Source organism: Claveliimonas bilis (assembly GCF_020892095.1).
GTDB lineage: Bacteria > Bacillota > Clostridia > Lachnospirales > Lachnospiraceae > Claveliimonas > Claveliimonas bilis.
In genome coordinates, this window is sequence record NZ_AP024845.1 from 1,106,374 (window position 1) to 1,122,275 (window position 15,902).

At 45.1% G+C, this 15,902-nt stretch carries 11 protein-coding genes and 1 pseudogene; 1 reads left to right on the forward strand and 11 read right to left on the reverse strand.

Features of this window, described 5'->3' with window-relative positions:
• Positions 1–20 precede the first annotated feature (20 nt).
• The 11 genes and pseudogenes from EUBC25_RS05555 to EUBC25_RS05605 all read right to left on the reverse strand — a co-directional run bounded on the left by EUBC25_RS05555 (position 21) and on the right by EUBC25_RS05605 (position 12,482).
• The gene (locus tag EUBC25_RS05555; protein WP_230107180.1) at positions 21–1,121 is read right to left on the reverse strand and encodes an ROK family protein; all 1,101 of its coding nucleotides are present in this window, start codon (positions 1,119–1,121) and stop codon (positions 21–23) included.
• A gap of 169 nt (positions 1,122–1,290) precedes the next feature.
• On the reverse strand, positions 1,291–2,238 hold the full coding sequence (locus EUBC25_RS05560; RefSeq protein ID WP_230107181.1) for an ABC transporter permease: 948 nt from the start codon (positions 2,236–2,238) through the stop codon (positions 1,291–1,293).
• 5 nt (positions 2,239–2,243) lie between these two features.
• A complete protein-coding gene (locus EUBC25_RS05565; RefSeq protein ID WP_230107182.1) occupies positions 2,244–3,752 on the reverse strand; it encodes a sugar ABC transporter ATP-binding protein in 1,509 nt (502 codons plus the stop codon).
• Between the two features lie 80 nt (positions 3,753–3,832).
• A complete protein-coding gene (locus EUBC25_RS05570; protein WP_230107183.1) occupies positions 3,833–4,867 on the reverse strand; it encodes a sugar ABC transporter substrate-binding protein in 1,035 nt (344 codons plus the stop codon).
• Positions 4,868–4,950: 83 nt separating this feature from the next.
• On the reverse strand, positions 4,951–5,727 hold the full coding sequence (locus EUBC25_RS05575) for an SDR family oxidoreductase (RefSeq protein ID WP_230107184.1): 777 nt from the start codon (positions 5,725–5,727) through the stop codon (positions 4,951–4,953).
• 196 nt (positions 5,728–5,923) lie between these two features.
• Positions 5,924–6,973 carry an NAD(P)-dependent alcohol dehydrogenase gene (locus EUBC25_RS05580; RefSeq protein WP_230107185.1) on the reverse strand — a complete coding sequence of 350 codons (1,050 nt, stop codon included), beginning with the start codon at positions 6,971–6,973 and terminating at the stop codon, positions 5,924–5,926.
• A gap of 73 nt (positions 6,974–7,046) precedes the next feature.
• The gene (locus tag EUBC25_RS05585; protein ID WP_230107186.1) at positions 7,047–8,219 is read right to left on the reverse strand and encodes an ROK family transcriptional regulator; all 1,173 of its coding nucleotides are present in this window, start codon (positions 8,217–8,219) and stop codon (positions 7,047–7,049) included.
• A 221-nt stretch (positions 8,220–8,440) separates the two neighbouring features.
• Positions 8,441–8,851 (reverse strand): annotated as a pseudogene (locus EUBC25_RS05590) (D-proline reductase (dithiol) proprotein PrdA); the annotation flags it as partial.
• A 154-nt stretch (positions 8,852–9,005) separates the two neighbouring features.
• Positions 9,006–10,085 (reverse strand): M24 family metallopeptidase, encoded by a 1,080-nt coding sequence (locus tag EUBC25_RS05595; protein ID WP_230107187.1) that lies wholly within the window; start codon positions 10,083–10,085, stop codon positions 9,006–9,008.
• Between the two features lie 3 nt (positions 10,086–10,088).
• Positions 10,089–11,153: a zinc-dependent alcohol dehydrogenase family protein gene (locus EUBC25_RS05600; RefSeq protein WP_230107188.1), complete on the reverse strand. Its 1,065-nt coding sequence runs from the start codon at positions 11,151–11,153 to the stop codon at positions 10,089–10,091.
• A 438-nt stretch (positions 11,154–11,591) separates the two neighbouring features.
• Positions 11,592–12,482, reverse strand: coding sequence for a helix-turn-helix domain-containing protein (locus tag EUBC25_RS05605; protein WP_230107189.1), 891 nt, complete (start codon positions 12,480–12,482; stop codon positions 11,592–11,594).
• A 125-nt stretch (positions 12,483–12,607) separates the two neighbouring features.
• Between EUBC25_RS05605 and EUBC25_RS05610 the strand changes: the two genes are divergently transcribed.
• Entirely contained in the window at positions 12,608–15,889 is a 3,282-nt protein-coding gene (locus tag EUBC25_RS05610) for a DUF5107 domain-containing protein (protein ID WP_230107190.1), read from the forward strand.
• Positions 15,890–15,902 lie beyond the last annotated feature (13 nt).

Below are 15,902 nucleotides of genomic sequence, written 5' to 3' on the forward strand. Positions count from 1 at the left end.
CGTCCCCAGTTAATTTTTTATCAAATACTTTCAAAAAATTCATCAATAAAATAGATCGCTGCTCCGGCAGCTGCCGCTTCCACTTTATATTTGCAAGGAACAAGATATTCCCTGGCCGGATCCCCGAACGGATTTCTCATATCTATCCTGTCGCAGAGATCTTCCATATATTTCTCAATATAAGCTCCTACATATCCGCCCAGAATAATATCAGAGTCAAACAACATCCGAAGATTGTGGATTCCCAACGACAAATTGTCCAAATATTTATCCCACAATCTAACTGCCTCTGCATCTCCGGCATCCAGAAGTCCAAAGAACCGTTCCAGGTTTCCATCTGTATACTGATCCAGAAGCGTAGAACGACACACGGTATCGAAACACCCCTTACGGCCACAGTAACACTGTTCCCCGCCTTCCGGCACAACTGTCATATGGCCCACTTCTCCGCCCTTCTGGCTGTTTCCTTCATAAATCTTTTTGTCAAACAGCGCTGCTCCTCCCACACTGTTACTGAGACTTAAGTAGAAGGCATTCTGTATATCCTGCTCTTTCCACACCTCTGCATACCCTGCTGCAATCGAATCGTGAAACAGCTTATTTCTGTAGGGAATATATTTGGCGATTCCTTCCCTTGTTCTTCCGCCGAAATTCAGGGTCATTCCATATGTGACAATTTCTCCATCCTGCGAGACCAGGCCGGGAACTGATATGCCAACCCCCAGAAAATCTTTGTCTTTTATTTTAGATTTTCTTTTTACCTCCTCGACGATCACGCCGATTTCCTGCAAATATCCATCATCATCCAGATTAAAATCACGCTTCCTCCGAATCATCTGGATCACATCCCCCGAGAGATCCACTGATACACAATTAATATGATGCGCTGTCAAATAGAGACCAATAGCTGCCCTTGCATTTTTCACGTAAGAGTAAGCTGTTGCATTCCTTCCGCCGGTATTTCGGATTTTATCGGATGTATCAATCAGATGCAACTCTTCAAGATATTGAAGATTATGGGTAATTGTAGGAAGGCTGAGCTTCAGCCCCACAACAATGTCCTGTTTCGAGACAGCTTGCTGCTCTCTTATATAATGATATATCAACTGACTCTTTTTCAAAATTTTAACCTCTCAATGTTCAAAAATATACAATTTAATACTACTATTCTGCACGCTAAAAGTCAACTTTTGTTCCTCTGAAGAAAGCAACTCCTCTGGCAAAAACATCATATTGTCAGAAAATCCCAGCAATATAACATTGCCGGGATTTTCTTGGCCTATATGGAATTTAGTTTGCTTGCTTTTTATTCTGGATACAGTCAAATCCAACTGCAAGTGCCAGCACAATACCCATAACGATGTTCTGTGTATAGCTGTCGATGTTCATAAGAACCATACCGTTCTGGAGCGCTCCGATGATAAATGTACCGGCCACAACGCCTGACATTCTACCGGAACCACCGGCTACGGACACACCGCCAAGTACAACACAGGTGATTACTTTAAATTCATAGCCTGTTCCTGCATTCGGGGCACCGGAAGCTGTACGGGACAGAAGCACGATACCTGCCAGTCCTGAGAAAAATCCGGAAAGTGCAAATACAAGATATTTTACTCTTCCTACACGGATACCGGAAAGCTTCGCTGCCTCCGGGTTACCTCCAACCGCATAGAAATAACGGCCGAAATAGGTCTTGTTCAGGATAAAAGCTCCTACTATGAAGCAGATAATCATGATAATAACAGGAACCGGAACAGGTCCTACATACCACTGGCCAAATACATTGAAAGATTCTGTAAATCCATAGATCGGCATACCATCACAAATGATATACGTCAATCCCGAAAAGGCGGTCTGTGTCGCAAAGGTCGCAATCAGGGCCGGGATGCCGATAGTGGATACCATAAAACCGTTCAGTACACCTACCAAAGTAGAGAGTACTAAAGTAATCAGTGTTGCCAGAATCCAGTTTACTCCGGCATTTACCATCAGGTAAGCACAGACAACATTTACAAAAGACATGATCGAACCGATAGAAAGGTCGATGTCAGCCAGCAAAATAACAAATGTCATACCGATGGAAGCAATACCAAATACAGCCACCTGACGAAGCAGTGTAAATATATTGCTTGGGTTTACAAATCTTGGGTTTGCCACCGTAAATCCAATAACAAGGACTACTAATACAATCCAGATGGCATGTTCTTTTAATTTAGATCCTACATTACTCTTCATATGGTTTAACCCTCCTCCATTCTCGCTGCGGATGCATATGCCATGATCGTTTCCTGGCTGAACTCACTCTTCTCCAGAGAACCGGTCATATTTCCTTCTGAAAGAACAACAATACGGTCAGACATACCCATAAGCTCCTCCATTTCGGAAGAGATCATGATGATCGCCTTTCCTTCTTTTTCTACCAGCTCGTTCATCAGCTTATAGATTTCATACTTCGCGCCTACGTCAATACCTCTTGTAGGCTCGTCAACAATAATCAGTTCTGCATCAGCAGCCAGCCATTTCGCCAGAATAACCTTCTGCTGATTACCACCACTTAAATTCTTGACAAGCTGCTGCAGCGACGGAGTCTTGATCGCCATACTCTTTTCATATTTCTCTGCAGTTTCTCTCTCAACTTTGGAATTGATCACGCTTAAAGTCGAGTTTCTCTGATAGATCGGCATATTGATATTGTTTTTAATAGACACTCCCAAAAGTGCGCCATGACGCTTTCTGTCCTCAGGTACAAGGGCAATTCCGATATCAATTGCTTCTCTCGGACTCTTGGGATTAATTTCCTTGCCTTTAAAATATATCTCTCCGGACTGTTTTTTTACTGCGCCGAAAATCATCTGCGCCAGTTCTGTACGTCCCGCTCCAACCAGGCCTCCAAGACCGAGAATCTCACCTTTATGTACCTTCAGACTGATATTTTTATCACCGTTTCCGGTCACATCTTTCAATTCCAGTATTACTTCATTTTCGTCTATGCAGTCTCCTCTCGGCGGATAGGTCTGTGTCAGCTCACGTCCTACCATAAGCTTGATCAGCTCCTGGACATGACTCTCTTTTGTAATAAGAGTCTTGATGTATTCGCCGTCACGAAGAACAACAATTCTGTCTGACAGACGGTAGATTTCTTCCAGACGATGAGAAATATAAATAATTGAAACTCCCTCTTTCCGAAGTCTTTCCACCACTTCAAACATACTTTCAACTTCCGCGCTTGTCAAAGGTGCGGAAGGTTCATCCATAATCAGTATCTTCGCATTCTGCTGGATTGCCTTGGCAATTTCCACCATCTGCTGATATCCGACGGTCAGATTCTTCATCAGAGCCTTCGGGTCAATTTTAATATGCAACTGTTCAAACGCTTTGGCAGCCTCTCTCTCCATAGCCGCCTTGTCGATAACAATTCCTTTTTTAATAGGCCTTCCCAAAAATAAGTTTTCTGCTGCCGACAGTTCCTTTACGTTATTAAATTCCTGGTAAATAATCGCAATTCCATTCTCTGCTGCCAGCTGCGGTGTCATGCTTGTAAATTCTTTTCCATTGACTATGATCTTCCCGGAGGTGGGGATAACTGCTCCGGAACAACATTTGATCAGGGTAGATTTTCCGGCTCCGTTTTCGCCGATAAGGGCCAGTATCTCTCCCGGTTTCAACTCCAATGTAACATCCTTCAGCGCAACAACACCCGGGTATTCTTTTCTTATATGCTGTAACTGCAATACATATTCTTCACTCATGTTCGTCCCCCTGTGGCTTATATTATTTAGAGGCGGAATACACCGCCTCTATCTTGTCTTCCTGTTACCGAAGGTTGTTATTACATTCCTGCGAGGATATCATCAATGTTATCCATGTTAATAACAGATGTCGGTCTGAATGTATTGTGATCTTCTCCCTGGAAATCATCATCGCCTGCTGCTGCAACTTTCTCAATCATTTCCAGACAAGCAGATGCTGTATCTGTATTGGAACCTTCAAATCCTACGATACCTTTTGCTGCTTCATCGCCAGCTTTGATGGAGTCTAACTGCTGCATTGTAACGTCAGTTGTAAATACTCCAACATTTTCCGGAATGTTTCCAGCTCCGCCGTAGTGCTGAAGAAGTGCCTGGTTTGCGCCGTTCATCGGGCCTGCACCTGTTCCAACGAATACCTGGCAGTCAGGATGCGCCTGAAGAACTGTCTCAACGTTTGTCTGAGATTCCGGAGCTTCCAGACCTTCTGTTGTTGCTACGATCTCATAGTTATCTTCACAGTATTTTTCCAGTCCGGATTCAATACCCTGCTGTCTCTCTAACAGAACCTTTGTAGAAGGATATCCGATAACGCATACTTCTGCTTTATCATCTGCTGTAAAGTTTTCGTTGATAAATTCAGCAGCCAGCTTTCCGATCTCTTCACCGAGGGCTGTATTGTCAAGTACCCAGTTGGCTGTGGTGTTTTCCATCTCATCATCCCAGCACATTACTTTTACACCGGCGTCAAGGGCTTCCTTACAAGCCGTTTCAATAGCGTCCGGATCGGATGGATGAACCATGATTACGTCCACACCTGTTGTAACAAAGTTCTCAATCTGTCCAACCTGTGTTGCAGCGTTGTCTTCACAGTCGATCAGAGTATACTCATATCCTTTGTCTTTCATGAGTTCTTCCAGCTTGGACATAACGCCTGCCCAGTAGTCGTTCTTAAGGGACTGGATCGTAATTCCTATCGTCAGAGAACCATCCCCGCCTTCCTCAGAACCGCTGTCTTCGCTTCCGCTGTCGCTTGCCGGCGCTTCTGATGAGCAACCCATCGCCATTGCTGAAACCATAGCCGCACACAGCAAAATACTTACAACTTTCTTCTTCATACATTTTCCTCCTTGAAAATAAATATTTTTATAGCCTCTGCTAATAGCTATCGCAATAAATAACCTCTGGCCTTTAGAAGTTTTTAGAAGCAGGTAAATGCTCCGTCCACAACAATGTCCGATCCTGTTGTAAATGTACTTGTATCTCCTGCCAGATATACCAGAATTGACTGAAGTTCTTCCGGTTTTCCAACTCTTCCCATCGGAGCCATCTCATTCCACTGTGCCATCAGAGGTTTCAGGTGTTCTGCCTCAAGGATCAGCTCTGTTCCGATATATCCCGGGCTGATGCAGTTTACGCGGACGCCTTTTTTCGCCCATTCAACAGCAAGAGATTTTGTCAGAAGGATCACGCCTGCCTTAGATGCATTGTATGCACACTGTGGCTGAGGTACATTTACGATATGTCCTGACATGGAAGCTGTATTGATAATGGAACCGTATCCCTGTTTCAGCATCTGTCTTCCTGCTGCTGTCGCGCACAGGAATACGCCGTTCAGATTGATATCGGTTACTTTTCTCCACTGCTCATATGTCATTTCTTCTGCTGGAACATTGATACAAATTCCGGCGTTATTAAAAGCAGCATCCAGCTTTCCGTATGTCTCAACAACCTTTGCAACCATAGCTTCAACCTGTTCCTGGTTGGTTACATCCGCCTGGATCGCAATTGTCTTTGAGCCTGTAGCATCTGCAATTTCTTTTGCTACTTTTTCAGCTCCTTCCAGATTGATATCTACGATCGCCACATCAGCTCCTGCCTCTGCAAAAGCCATTGCCGCACATCTTCCGATTCCGCTTGCGCCTCCTGTTACATAGATTGCTTTTCCATCAAGTCTCATGCTTTCAATAATTCCCATTTTCTTTGCTCCTTTCAGCCTTTCCTATTAAAGAAATTAGTTTTATTTATTTCTTTAATAAAATGGTTTTACAAATCTATTTTATGCATTTAATTATATACAACTCTTTTTCTTTGTACAAGATGCAATATTTCACAATTATTTTTTTAACATTTTATATAAATTGCATAATGTTATTTATTTAGCAATCTGGGTATTATTTAGCAATTTTCACAACAGCCTTCACAATCTCTGCTTTTTCATTTATGCTTCGATCCATGGCATTCTGGATGTCATCAAAGTCAAAAATATGTGTTGCAATTCCTTTCAAATTTACTTTTCCCTGTGCCACCGCATCAATTGCCATCGGGTAAATGTGGCGGTAGCGGAATACCGTCTTAAAAGTAATCTCTTTATCCAGAGCCAGACTCATCATCATATTCATCATGCCTGTCTTTCCATAACCGACAAGAACTATATTGGATCCTTTCCTTACGACCTGAATGGCCTGATTTGTGGTAATCTCAGTTCCGGCAGTCTCAATGGCAAGGTCAAAACCTTCTCCGTCTGTCAGTTCTTTTGCTTTCTCCAGCACATCCACATCCTTGCTGTTGATCACGCCGTCCGCGCCAAGTTCCATAGCCTTGTCCAGCCGCTTCTGCATAATATCAACCACATATACTTCTGATACTCCGCTTGCTTTTAAAGCCATCATAGATACAAGGCCGATACATCCCGCTCCAAATACAACTGCTTTCTGTCCGATATGAGCGCCTCCCTGATTCGCCGCATGAAAACCAACTGCCAGAGGCTCGATCAGAGCTCCCTCCAGTGTGCTCACATTATCGGGAAGTTTAAAGCAAAGAGCAGCCTCATGAGCCACATACTCCTGGAACACTCCGTCTACCGGCGGAGTAGCAAAAAAGACAACATCCGGACAGAGATTATATTTGCCTTCTCTGCAAAATTTGCACTTGCCGCATGTTTTTCCCGGCTCCAGGGCAACACGGTCGCCCACTTTCAAATGAGTCACATTTTTTCCGACTTCCACAACAGTGCCTCCCGGCTCATGTCCAAGAACAAACGGAGGCTCTACCACATAGTCTCCTATCCTTCCCATCTCGTAATAATGCATGTCGCTGCCGCAGATTCCGACATATTCCAGTTTTACCAACACCTCGTCATCCTTCGGAACAGGAATTGGTCTTTCGGTATATCCCATCTTTCCAATTCCGTTCATCACAGCAACTTTCATATTTCCTTCCATCACAATGTCCTCCTGATTTTTATTTTATACTTTAATAATGTATTTAATAAAGTGTCGAAAGGAAAAGACACTTTTATATCGTGTCTATATACCTCTCTATCTGCAGGATGGCTGCTCCGAGAGCCGAAGCCTCCTTCTGATACCTGCATGCGTCAATATAACTTCCGTCTTTTTCAAAAATATTTTTTTCCGCTGCCAGCCTGCGGATCCTGTCTATATAAGGGGAAATGTTGCTTCCCACATATCCTCCCAGAACGACCCGGCAGTCAAAACACATCCTGAGATTATCAACAGCAATTGCCAGATTCTGAAGATATTCTTCCCATACCTTCTGAAACTCCTCATTGCCCGCTTCCATTTCCAGGAAAAATCTCTCCAGATTTCCCTCTGTCCTGTCTGCCAGTTTCAAAGCGGAACAGTAGGCGTCTACACATCCTTCTTTTCCGCAGTAACACCTTTCTCCTCCCGGATGGATCACCATATGACCAAATTCACAGCTCCTCCAATTGTCTCCCTCATAAAGACTGTAAGTATCTCCCTGCCATGGCGACCAGAATTTGATCCTTCCCAGATCATCACGAAAAAGAGCTGCTCCTCCGACCGTATTGCTCAAAGAGAAATATACCATATTTCCCGGTATTCTCCTGCCACTGATCTCCGTCACCGCCGCTGCATTGGCATCATTGACAAGATCACACCGATAGGGCATTTTCTCGGTCCAGCTCCTGCAGGATACATTATAGACTCCCAGCGCATGAGAATTAGTAATGATCTGCTCCCTGCTGTTAATAATAGCCGGCATGGAAATTCCCATTCCCTCGATTTTCTCCGGAGGCACATCCCATTCTTTCACAAACTCTTCTGTCAGGCGGGCTAACTCCGCAAAATAATCATCCGAATAGACAAAGGGTTTGCGAATCCTTCTGTGATTCAATGCACGACCGGAAAGATCTGTGTATGTAATGCTCACATGGTTTGCCGTAATATCCAGCCCCACCGCATATCGGCTGTTCCTTACAGCAGTAAGGATCTTGGCTTTTCTTCCCCCGGTAGATTCAAACTCGCCGTTTACCTCTACCATCTGTCTTTTTTCCAGCTCATTTACAATAGAAAGCACGGTGGGCGTACTGATATGCAGCGCCATTGCAATCTCCGGCATGCTCGTCTTTTCTCTGCTGTTAATATAGCGAAACACTCGGTTTCTGTTCAACTGTTTAACTTGGATATTACTTGCATTCCCTTTCATTTCTCTTTTTTCACCGTTTCTCCATTGTTAAAGGCATGTTTATTATAGCACTATATTTGTACAGATTCAATAATTTTCTCCTCCATTTTCTTTTCTATTTGTTCAACTTCCTCTAAATTCTTACATCCACCGGCAAAACAAAATCAGAACACTCAAAAAAGGATGCCGCTGAATTATATTTTCAGGACATCCTCTGCCATTTTGCCGTCATATGTTCTCTAAACAGGAAGTTCCAGGTAAATATCCTTTCCTTCTTTGATGGAAATTACAACTTTTCCTCCCTTTACTGTTGCAACCGCTCCCTGAACGCTTGCTGCCGCTTCCACAGCTGCCGGCGCTTCCGCCTGCTCTTCTTTAGTCTCTTCTTCTGATTCTACCGTATCTTTGAACCCTTCTACATTATCAGGGGTCAAAGGTGAAAGAGAATCACTCGTTTTTGTAAGCTTTGCTCCCAATACCTGTCCAATCTTCAGACATCCTTCCAATGACAGGAGCCCTGAATCCACCAGTTCGTCAAAGATGGCCGGATCTTCCAGATTTGCTGCTTCAATTGTAATCCCTGCCTCCGCTCTGCAGCACAATACTGCTGGATCATTTGCATGTTGTTTGGCTGTTTCAGCTGTAATAGACATAATTCTTTACCTCCTAATTCTTCTTTTGCAAAGAACATTTTCTCTATCACTAAGTATAGTAAGCTTATCGGACAAAAGCCAATTGTTTTTCCGTATATACTTATAGGCTGATTCTATAGCCCTCAAACAAGATGCTATTTCAGACACATTGATTTTAAGACACTATCAGGATATCTGCCACATCCAGGCTTCCGTACTCTGTCTCCACAACAGTGCACGGCCAGTCCTTAGTCCTTGTCAGGATCTCAACCCGTCCATCTTTCAGATAGGTTGTCTCCTCACATTTTGTCCCCAGGATTGTCGGGTTCCATGCATAAGCCTGCCCCTCCCGGAGAAAGCCTTTTGTATCCGGCGTGACCACAAATTCTCTGCAGCCGTATCCGGTAGGTCCTCCCTGATGGTGCATTTTCCACTCGTCAGGCCACCCGGCCTCATCATAAAGCTTTTGCACCTTCCGGAAATATTCACTGTATGCCATTCCATCTTCCATCATATTCTGCATAGACGCAAAAATATACTGAGTCTTTTTCATTCTCGCTGCAATCTCTTTATCTGGCTTTCCATAACTGACAATCCTTGTCATACTGATGTTCAGTCCGTATTTTTCTCCTCCCAGAACTACCATTAAAGATTTTTCTATTTTCTTATCTGTGGGAACGGGATGGCGGTATTTCACAATCCGGTCGTCGCTTCCCACCAGGACACAGTCCGGGCTGACGCCCTTTTCAATACACCGACACTTCAACATAGCTGCCACTTCATTTTCCGTCTGTCCGGGACGCGCATCTTTCGCTACTCTCTCTACGATCCGGGCACATTCCTGTCCGATTTCCCGATACCGCTCCAACTCTTTTTGGCTAAGCTGCATCCGAAGATCCACAAGCTCTCCCTGGACATATACAGTATCGGAAATACCTGTATCGGAAGCATACTTCTTTCCCCTGCAGCAGTCTGCAAGAAAGCCGTCAAGAGTCTCATACCACGGGGCAAGAATACACTCTGCCCCCAGAGCATTCTGCTCTTCACTCATTCTCGGGCAGTCGCTGCTGTCAGCAATCATCTTCACTTTCCCGGATTTTTCGATCACAAGAAATGCAATGCCCACTTCCCCATTGGTCACTACTGCATTTGCGTTCTCTTCTGTGATCCATTTGAAATTATCTCTTCTTCCGAGAACGACGCCTTCATAAGAAGTCGTTCCCAGCCACTTTACAATTTTCTCTAAATTGCTCATTTTCTATTCCATCTCCATATTTACACATACTTTTCCCGTCTTTCCTGTGGCAAATACACGATATGCTTCTTCTGTCTGGCTAAGAGGATACCGATGTGTAATAATCTGGCTTGGATGGATCTTCTTGCGGTCAAGAAATTCAACCAGGCGCTCCATGTTTGCCACGGATGTTACCCAGGATCCGTGAAGAGTCAGATTTTTGTGAAGCAGAAGCGGACTTGGTTCAAAAGATACCGTGCCCTGTTCTCCAAGGAACACAACCTGCCCCCACATTCTTGCAACCTCCAGACATCTGTGCCGTCCGATAGCGCTTCCGGAGCAGTCAATGGCAACTTCCACTCCCTTGCCGCCTGTATATTCCATAACATTTTTCACTGCATCGTCATCACCCATAAATACCTGGTCTGCTCCGATCTGTCTTGCCATCTCAAGGCGCTCCTTGGCAATATCAACGCCGATCGTCTCGGCTCCCATAGCCTTTGCCAGGATCAGGGCCGCCTGTCCTACAGGGCCAAGTCCCATAACAAGAACACGGTCGCGTCCTGATACATTCGCCCTCAAAAGTCCCTGATATGCTGTTCCGAATCCGCAGGCAATCATGGCACCGTCTTCATAAGTAAGAAATTCCGGCAGATGAATGCAGGTCGACACATCCGCTACCATATACTCTGCAAGCGCGCCGTCTCTCTGCCATCCGTAAGCCCGTCTCTCCGGCTGCTGACAGTTGATGAAAAATCCCTTCCGGCACTCGTCACAGTATCCGCATCCCTGGATATGGTATACAACTACCCTGTCGCCTTCCTTAAAATCCAGGACGCCTTCTCCAACCTGTACTACCTGGCCGCTGGGCTCGTGTCCTGCAATCACATTGTCATATCTTGCTCCCCCGGTCTTATCCGTATGTTCATGATAAATAAATTTAAGGTCACTTCCGCACAGGCTTGCTGCCTTCATTTTCAAAAGCACCTGTCCGTATCCCGGCTTCGGCACATCCTGTTCCACCTGCTCTACCCGGTCGCCTCCCGGCAGTTTCATACCGATCATTTTTTTTGGCACTTCATAACTCATATCCGTTCTCCTCCTTAAATGAATACTTAAGAATGCGGGTTCCCAAACAAAGAACTTCCGCGAATCACTGAATGATTTCTTACCCATATCTTAATACTTTCAGATCACATCCAAAATTAATTATCCTTCAAATTGATGGACTATATTCCTATTTATTCAGCCATGCGTACGACAAATCAGATGGCCGCGCAAGTTTACTTGCGAAGGACATCTGATGTAGTCGGACATATGGCGTTTAGCCTTAAGCGAGGATTTAGCTGCGCTAGCAGCGAAACAGCAGCGTACGCTGCGAATCCGAGCTTCCTGGCTGAATAAATAGGATATTCCCAGACCTACGGCGTTTAGCCATAAGCGAGGATTTAGCTGCGCTAGCAGCGAAATGGGCAGCGTCAGCTGCCAATCCGAGCTTCCTGGCTGAATAAATAGTAATTGCCTCTCTTATGGCTGGATCAGCTCTTTTTCCCGGTATTCTTTCGGCGAAACGCCTACCATCTTTTTGAAGATCCGCGAAAAATAGTAAGGATCATTATAGCCGAGTCTTTGTCCGATATCCACAATATAAAGATTGGTGGATTTCAAAAGCTTGCAGGCCTCCTGCATCTTCAGATTAATAAAAAAATCCACCGGAGCACGGCCGGTATATTTCTTAAAAGCGGCATTGATATAACTCTTCGACAGCTTCAGCTCATCGGCAATATCCTGCAGTTTCAGATTCTCATGCAGGTGTTTGTACATATATCTCACGGCAGCAGTGACATGCCGGTTCTGTTCGCTGGCCTCATCTGCCTTTTCCCGAAAATAAATTTCTGAAAGGATCAGCATGAGCACCTGGGAAATATAGATAAAATTTCCCAGCGTATAGTTGCGCTCCAGCACCTGAAACAACAGATCAAACAGCGTAATGATCCGGCTCTGGGCATGTCGGGAATTGATCTTTGTCACTTTCTTTTCCTCTAACGGGAAATATCCCACATTCTCCCCTTTAAAATGCACCCAGAAAATACTCCATGGATTCTTTTCATCTGCATAGTACCTGTGTCCTTGGCCTCCCGGAATGCAGAACGCCTCCCGTTCATGAAGCACGTATTTTTCCTCTCCCACATGGATATAGCCTTCACCCTCCACACAATAGATCAGAATATATTCCGGTGTCCCCTCCTCCCTTTCTCTGTAGTGGTGGCGCGCCCTGGGAAAAAATCCGATATCCGTCAGGTACATCCCCTTTATCAGCGGATGCCCTGCATAGTTTCCAAAGGACTCTGTAGGAATGATAAAATACTGCTCATCCACAAAACCGTCTTTTTTCTTTTTCTCGTTTTTTTCCATCATGTTATGATAATAGCAACTTTATGGAATATTGTCCATCATTACAAACGATATGATATTTTTCCCCAAAGACAGATATGATACTTTAATGACAACAGATCAATCACAACAAATAAGGAGTGAATATTATGAACGCATCAGTAAATGTCTGGGAAGAAAATGTCGTTATCCCCACTTATAAAGTCTATCCGCCGGAAAAAGGGCCTCTGTTTATTGAGAACCGCGCATATCAGGGAAGCAGCGGAAAAGTATACCCCCTCCCTGTCACGGAGAAGATTTCGGATGAAAAAGAGGATGTAAGCTATCATGCTGTTTTTCTGGGAAATGATTTTCTGAAAGTCATGGTGTTCCCGGAACTTGGCGGAAGGATCCAGCGAGCCTATGACAAAACTAACGACTATGATTTTGTCTATTACAATCATGTGATCAAACCGGCTCTTGTGGGACTTACCGGCCCCTGGATCTCCGGGGGAATCGAGTTTAACTGGCCCCAGCACCATCGCCCCAGCACTTATTCTCCTGTAGACTATTCCTTCTGCAAAAATGAAGATGGCTCTGCTACTGTTTTTGTCAGCGAGACAGATAAAATGTACGGTACAAAAGGCATGGCTTCCTTTACCCTGTATCCCGATAAAGCTTACATAGAGATCAAGGGGCGTCTGTTCAACGGCACAGATACTCCCCAGACATTTCTGTGGTGGGCAAATCCGGCTGTCCCGGTAAACGACCATACCTACTCTGTCTTTCCGCCGGATGTGCACGCAGTGATGGATCACGGAAAACGCGCCGTATCTACCTTCCCTATTGCAACGGGAGAATACTATAAATATGATTACTCCGCAGGAATTGATATTTCCATGTATAAAAATATCAAAGTTCCTACTTCTTATATGGCAGCTCATTCTGACTTTGACTTTATCGGAAACTATGATGAAGAGAAAAAAGCGGGTCTTCTCCATGTGGCAGACCACCACATCTCTCCGGGCAAAAAACAGTGGACATGGGGAAATGCTGATTTCGGACGTGCCTGGGACCGCAACCTCACTGACGCTGACGGGCCGTATATCGAACTGATGACCGGCGTTTTTGCCGACAACCAGCCGGACTTTACGTGGCTGAAGCCTTATGAGGAAAAAACATTTGTACAATATTTCATGCCCTACAAAGGCGTGGGAAGAGTGAAAAATGCAACCAAGGATGCCATGATCAACTTTACCGTAGAGGATGGAACCGCCAATCTTCTCCTCTATACATCCGGATGCTTTGACAATCTTCGTCTGACTGTTTCCAGAAACGGAGAACTGCTCTATGAAACAACACTGAACGCTGACCCCTGTGAATATTTTGAAGATTCCTTTGCCACAGATCTTACAAGCGCTGACGGCTGTGAAGTAACTGTGACAACCGAGCAGAACGAAATCCTGGTAAGCTATCAGGCCATAAAAGAAGAACTGGAACCCACCCCAGATCCGGCAGTTCCACTGGCTGCTCCCGAAGAACTGAAATCCACAGAGGAACTTTTCTTAGGGGCACAGCATCTGGAGCAGTACCGCCATGCAACCTATGAGCCGGCAGACTATTATGAAGAAGGACTCCGCCGTGATCCTACCGATATCCGCCTGAACAACGGCTATGGTCTGCTTCTTCTCAAGAGAGGCCATTTTGAAAAAGCCAGGGAACATTTTGAAAAAGCCATCGAAAAACAGACCTGGAAAAATCCCAATCCTTACTACGGAGAGAGCTACTTTAATCTCGGGCTTGCCCTCAGATTTTTAGGCGAAGATGAAAAAGCCTTTGATGCTTTGTATAAATCCACCTGGAGCATGGAAACACAGAGCGGAGGATTTTATCAGCTGGCTACCTTAAGCTGTAAGAAGCGCCTCTACAGCCAGGCACTGGAGTTTATTGACAAATCTCTCATTTACAACTGGCACAACATGAACGCCCGCACATTGAAAGCTGCTATTCTTCGTGCTCTTGAAAGAGACACGAAGAGCTTCCTGGCGGAAAGCCTTGAGATCGATCCGCTTTCCATGGGCTGTCTCTACGAAAATGCAAAAGCAGAAAATGACATGGATGCCTGGGTAAATGTAATGCGCTCTCCTTCTCACAATTACCTGGAACTCTCCCTTCTTTATATGAAGGCGGGATTCTACCAGGACGCTGCAGATATTCTGGAAGCCTCACCGGAAAAAACGCCTATGACTTTCTACTACCAGGGATTTGTATTTACAGAAATGCAGGATAACGAGAAGGCTGCTGCCGCTTTTATGAAGGCTGAAAAAGCGAACCCTGACTACTGTTTCCCAAATAAAGCAGAGGAAATCGTCATTCTTCAGCGTGCAGTAAAGGTTCTTGGCACTGCTCCGTATGCACACTACTATCTTGGACTTTTATTCTATGACAAAAAGCAGTACGCAGCTGCAGCTGCCCAGTGGGAAACTTCCGTTCAGGAAGACGGAACCTATGCAATGCCTTACCGCAATCTTGCCATTGCTTACTATAATAAAGAAAAAGATCCCGCTAAAGCGTTGGATGTCATGAAGAAAGCGCTGGAACTGGATCCGTCCTATCCCCGTTTCCTTCAGGAGTACGACCAGCTCCTTGCCAAAAATAATGTCTCTGTCAAAGAGCGGCTGTCCGTCCTTGAACAGTATCCGCATCTTCTGGAAGAAAGAGATGTCCTCTATCTGGAATACATTACACTGCTGAACAAAACCGGACAGTATGACAAAGCGCTCACCTGCCTGAAAGGACATATCTTCCATCCATGGGAAGGCGGAGAAGGCAAAGTAAGCGGTCAGTACCGCTATGCCCTCACAGAAAAAGCCCTTCAGGAAATGGATGCCGGAAACTACCGGGACGCAATCCGGCTTCTTACTGACACCTTTACTTATCCGGATAATCTGGGCGAAGGGAAACTGCCGAACGTACAGGATAACATGGCAGAATACTACATCGGCCGCTGCTACGAAGCGATGGACGAACAGGAAAAGGCCAAAGAATACTTTACCCGTGCATCCGAGGGCCTTTCCGAGCCTTCCGTTGCACTGTACTACAATGACCAGCCCTCTGACACCATTCTCTATCAGGGGCTTGCCAAAGACGCTCTGGGGCAGACCGACAAAGCAAAGCGGGATTACCACCAGCTGAAAGCCTTCGGAGAAAAACATATCTTTGACAAAGTATCCTATGATTACTTTGCTGTCTCCCTGCCGGAACTGGAAGTATTCCCCAATAACATCCAGATGAGGAATACCATATACTGCCGCTACCTTATAGCTCTTGGCGAGATCGGTCTGAAACATTACAGCACCGCTTCCGGCATGCTGGATATGGTGCTTCAGATGCAGGCAGACCATCAGGGTGCGATCCAGCATAAAGAACTGCTGAAACGCCTCCAGGAATAGAACCCACCCTGCA

Excerpts from the sequence above, each read along its gene's own strand:
- EUBC25_RS05560 (WP_230107181.1), bottom strand. The coding sequence starts at position 2,238 with ATGAAGAGTAATGTAGGATCTAAATTAAAAGAACATGCCATCTGGATT.
- EUBC25_RS05565 (WP_230107182.1), bottom strand. The coding sequence starts at position 3,752 with ATGAGTGAAGAATATGTATTGCAGTTACAGCATATAAGAAAAGAATAC.
- EUBC25_RS05570 (WP_230107183.1), bottom strand. The coding sequence starts at position 4,867 with ATGAAGAAGAAAGTTGTAAGTATTTTGCTGTGTGCGGCTATGGTTTCA.
- EUBC25_RS05575 (WP_230107184.1), bottom strand. The coding sequence starts at position 5,727 with ATGGGAATTATTGAAAGCATGAGACTTGATGGAAAAGCAATCTATGTA.
- EUBC25_RS05580 (WP_230107185.1), bottom strand. The coding sequence starts at position 6,973 with ATGGAAGGAAATATGAAAGTTGCTGTGATGAACGGAATTGGAAAGATG.
- EUBC25_RS05585 (WP_230107186.1), bottom strand. The coding sequence starts at position 8,219 with ATGAAAGGGAATGCAAGTAATATCCAAGTTAAACAGTTGAACAGAAAC.
- EUBC25_RS05595 (WP_230107187.1), bottom strand. The coding sequence starts at position 10,085 with ATGAGCAATTTAGAGAAAATTGTAAAGTGGCTGGGAACGACTTCTTAT.
- EUBC25_RS05600 (WP_230107188.1), bottom strand. The coding sequence starts at position 11,153 with ATGAGTTATGAAGTGCCAAAAAAAATGATCGGTATGAAACTGCCGGGA.
- EUBC25_RS05605 (WP_230107189.1), bottom strand. The coding sequence starts at position 12,482 with ATGATGGAAAAAAACGAGAAAAAGAAAAAAGACGGTTTTGTGGATGAG.
- EUBC25_RS05610 (WP_230107190.1), top strand. The coding sequence starts at position 12,608 with ATGAACGCATCAGTAAATGTCTGGGAAGAAAATGTCGTTATCCCCACT.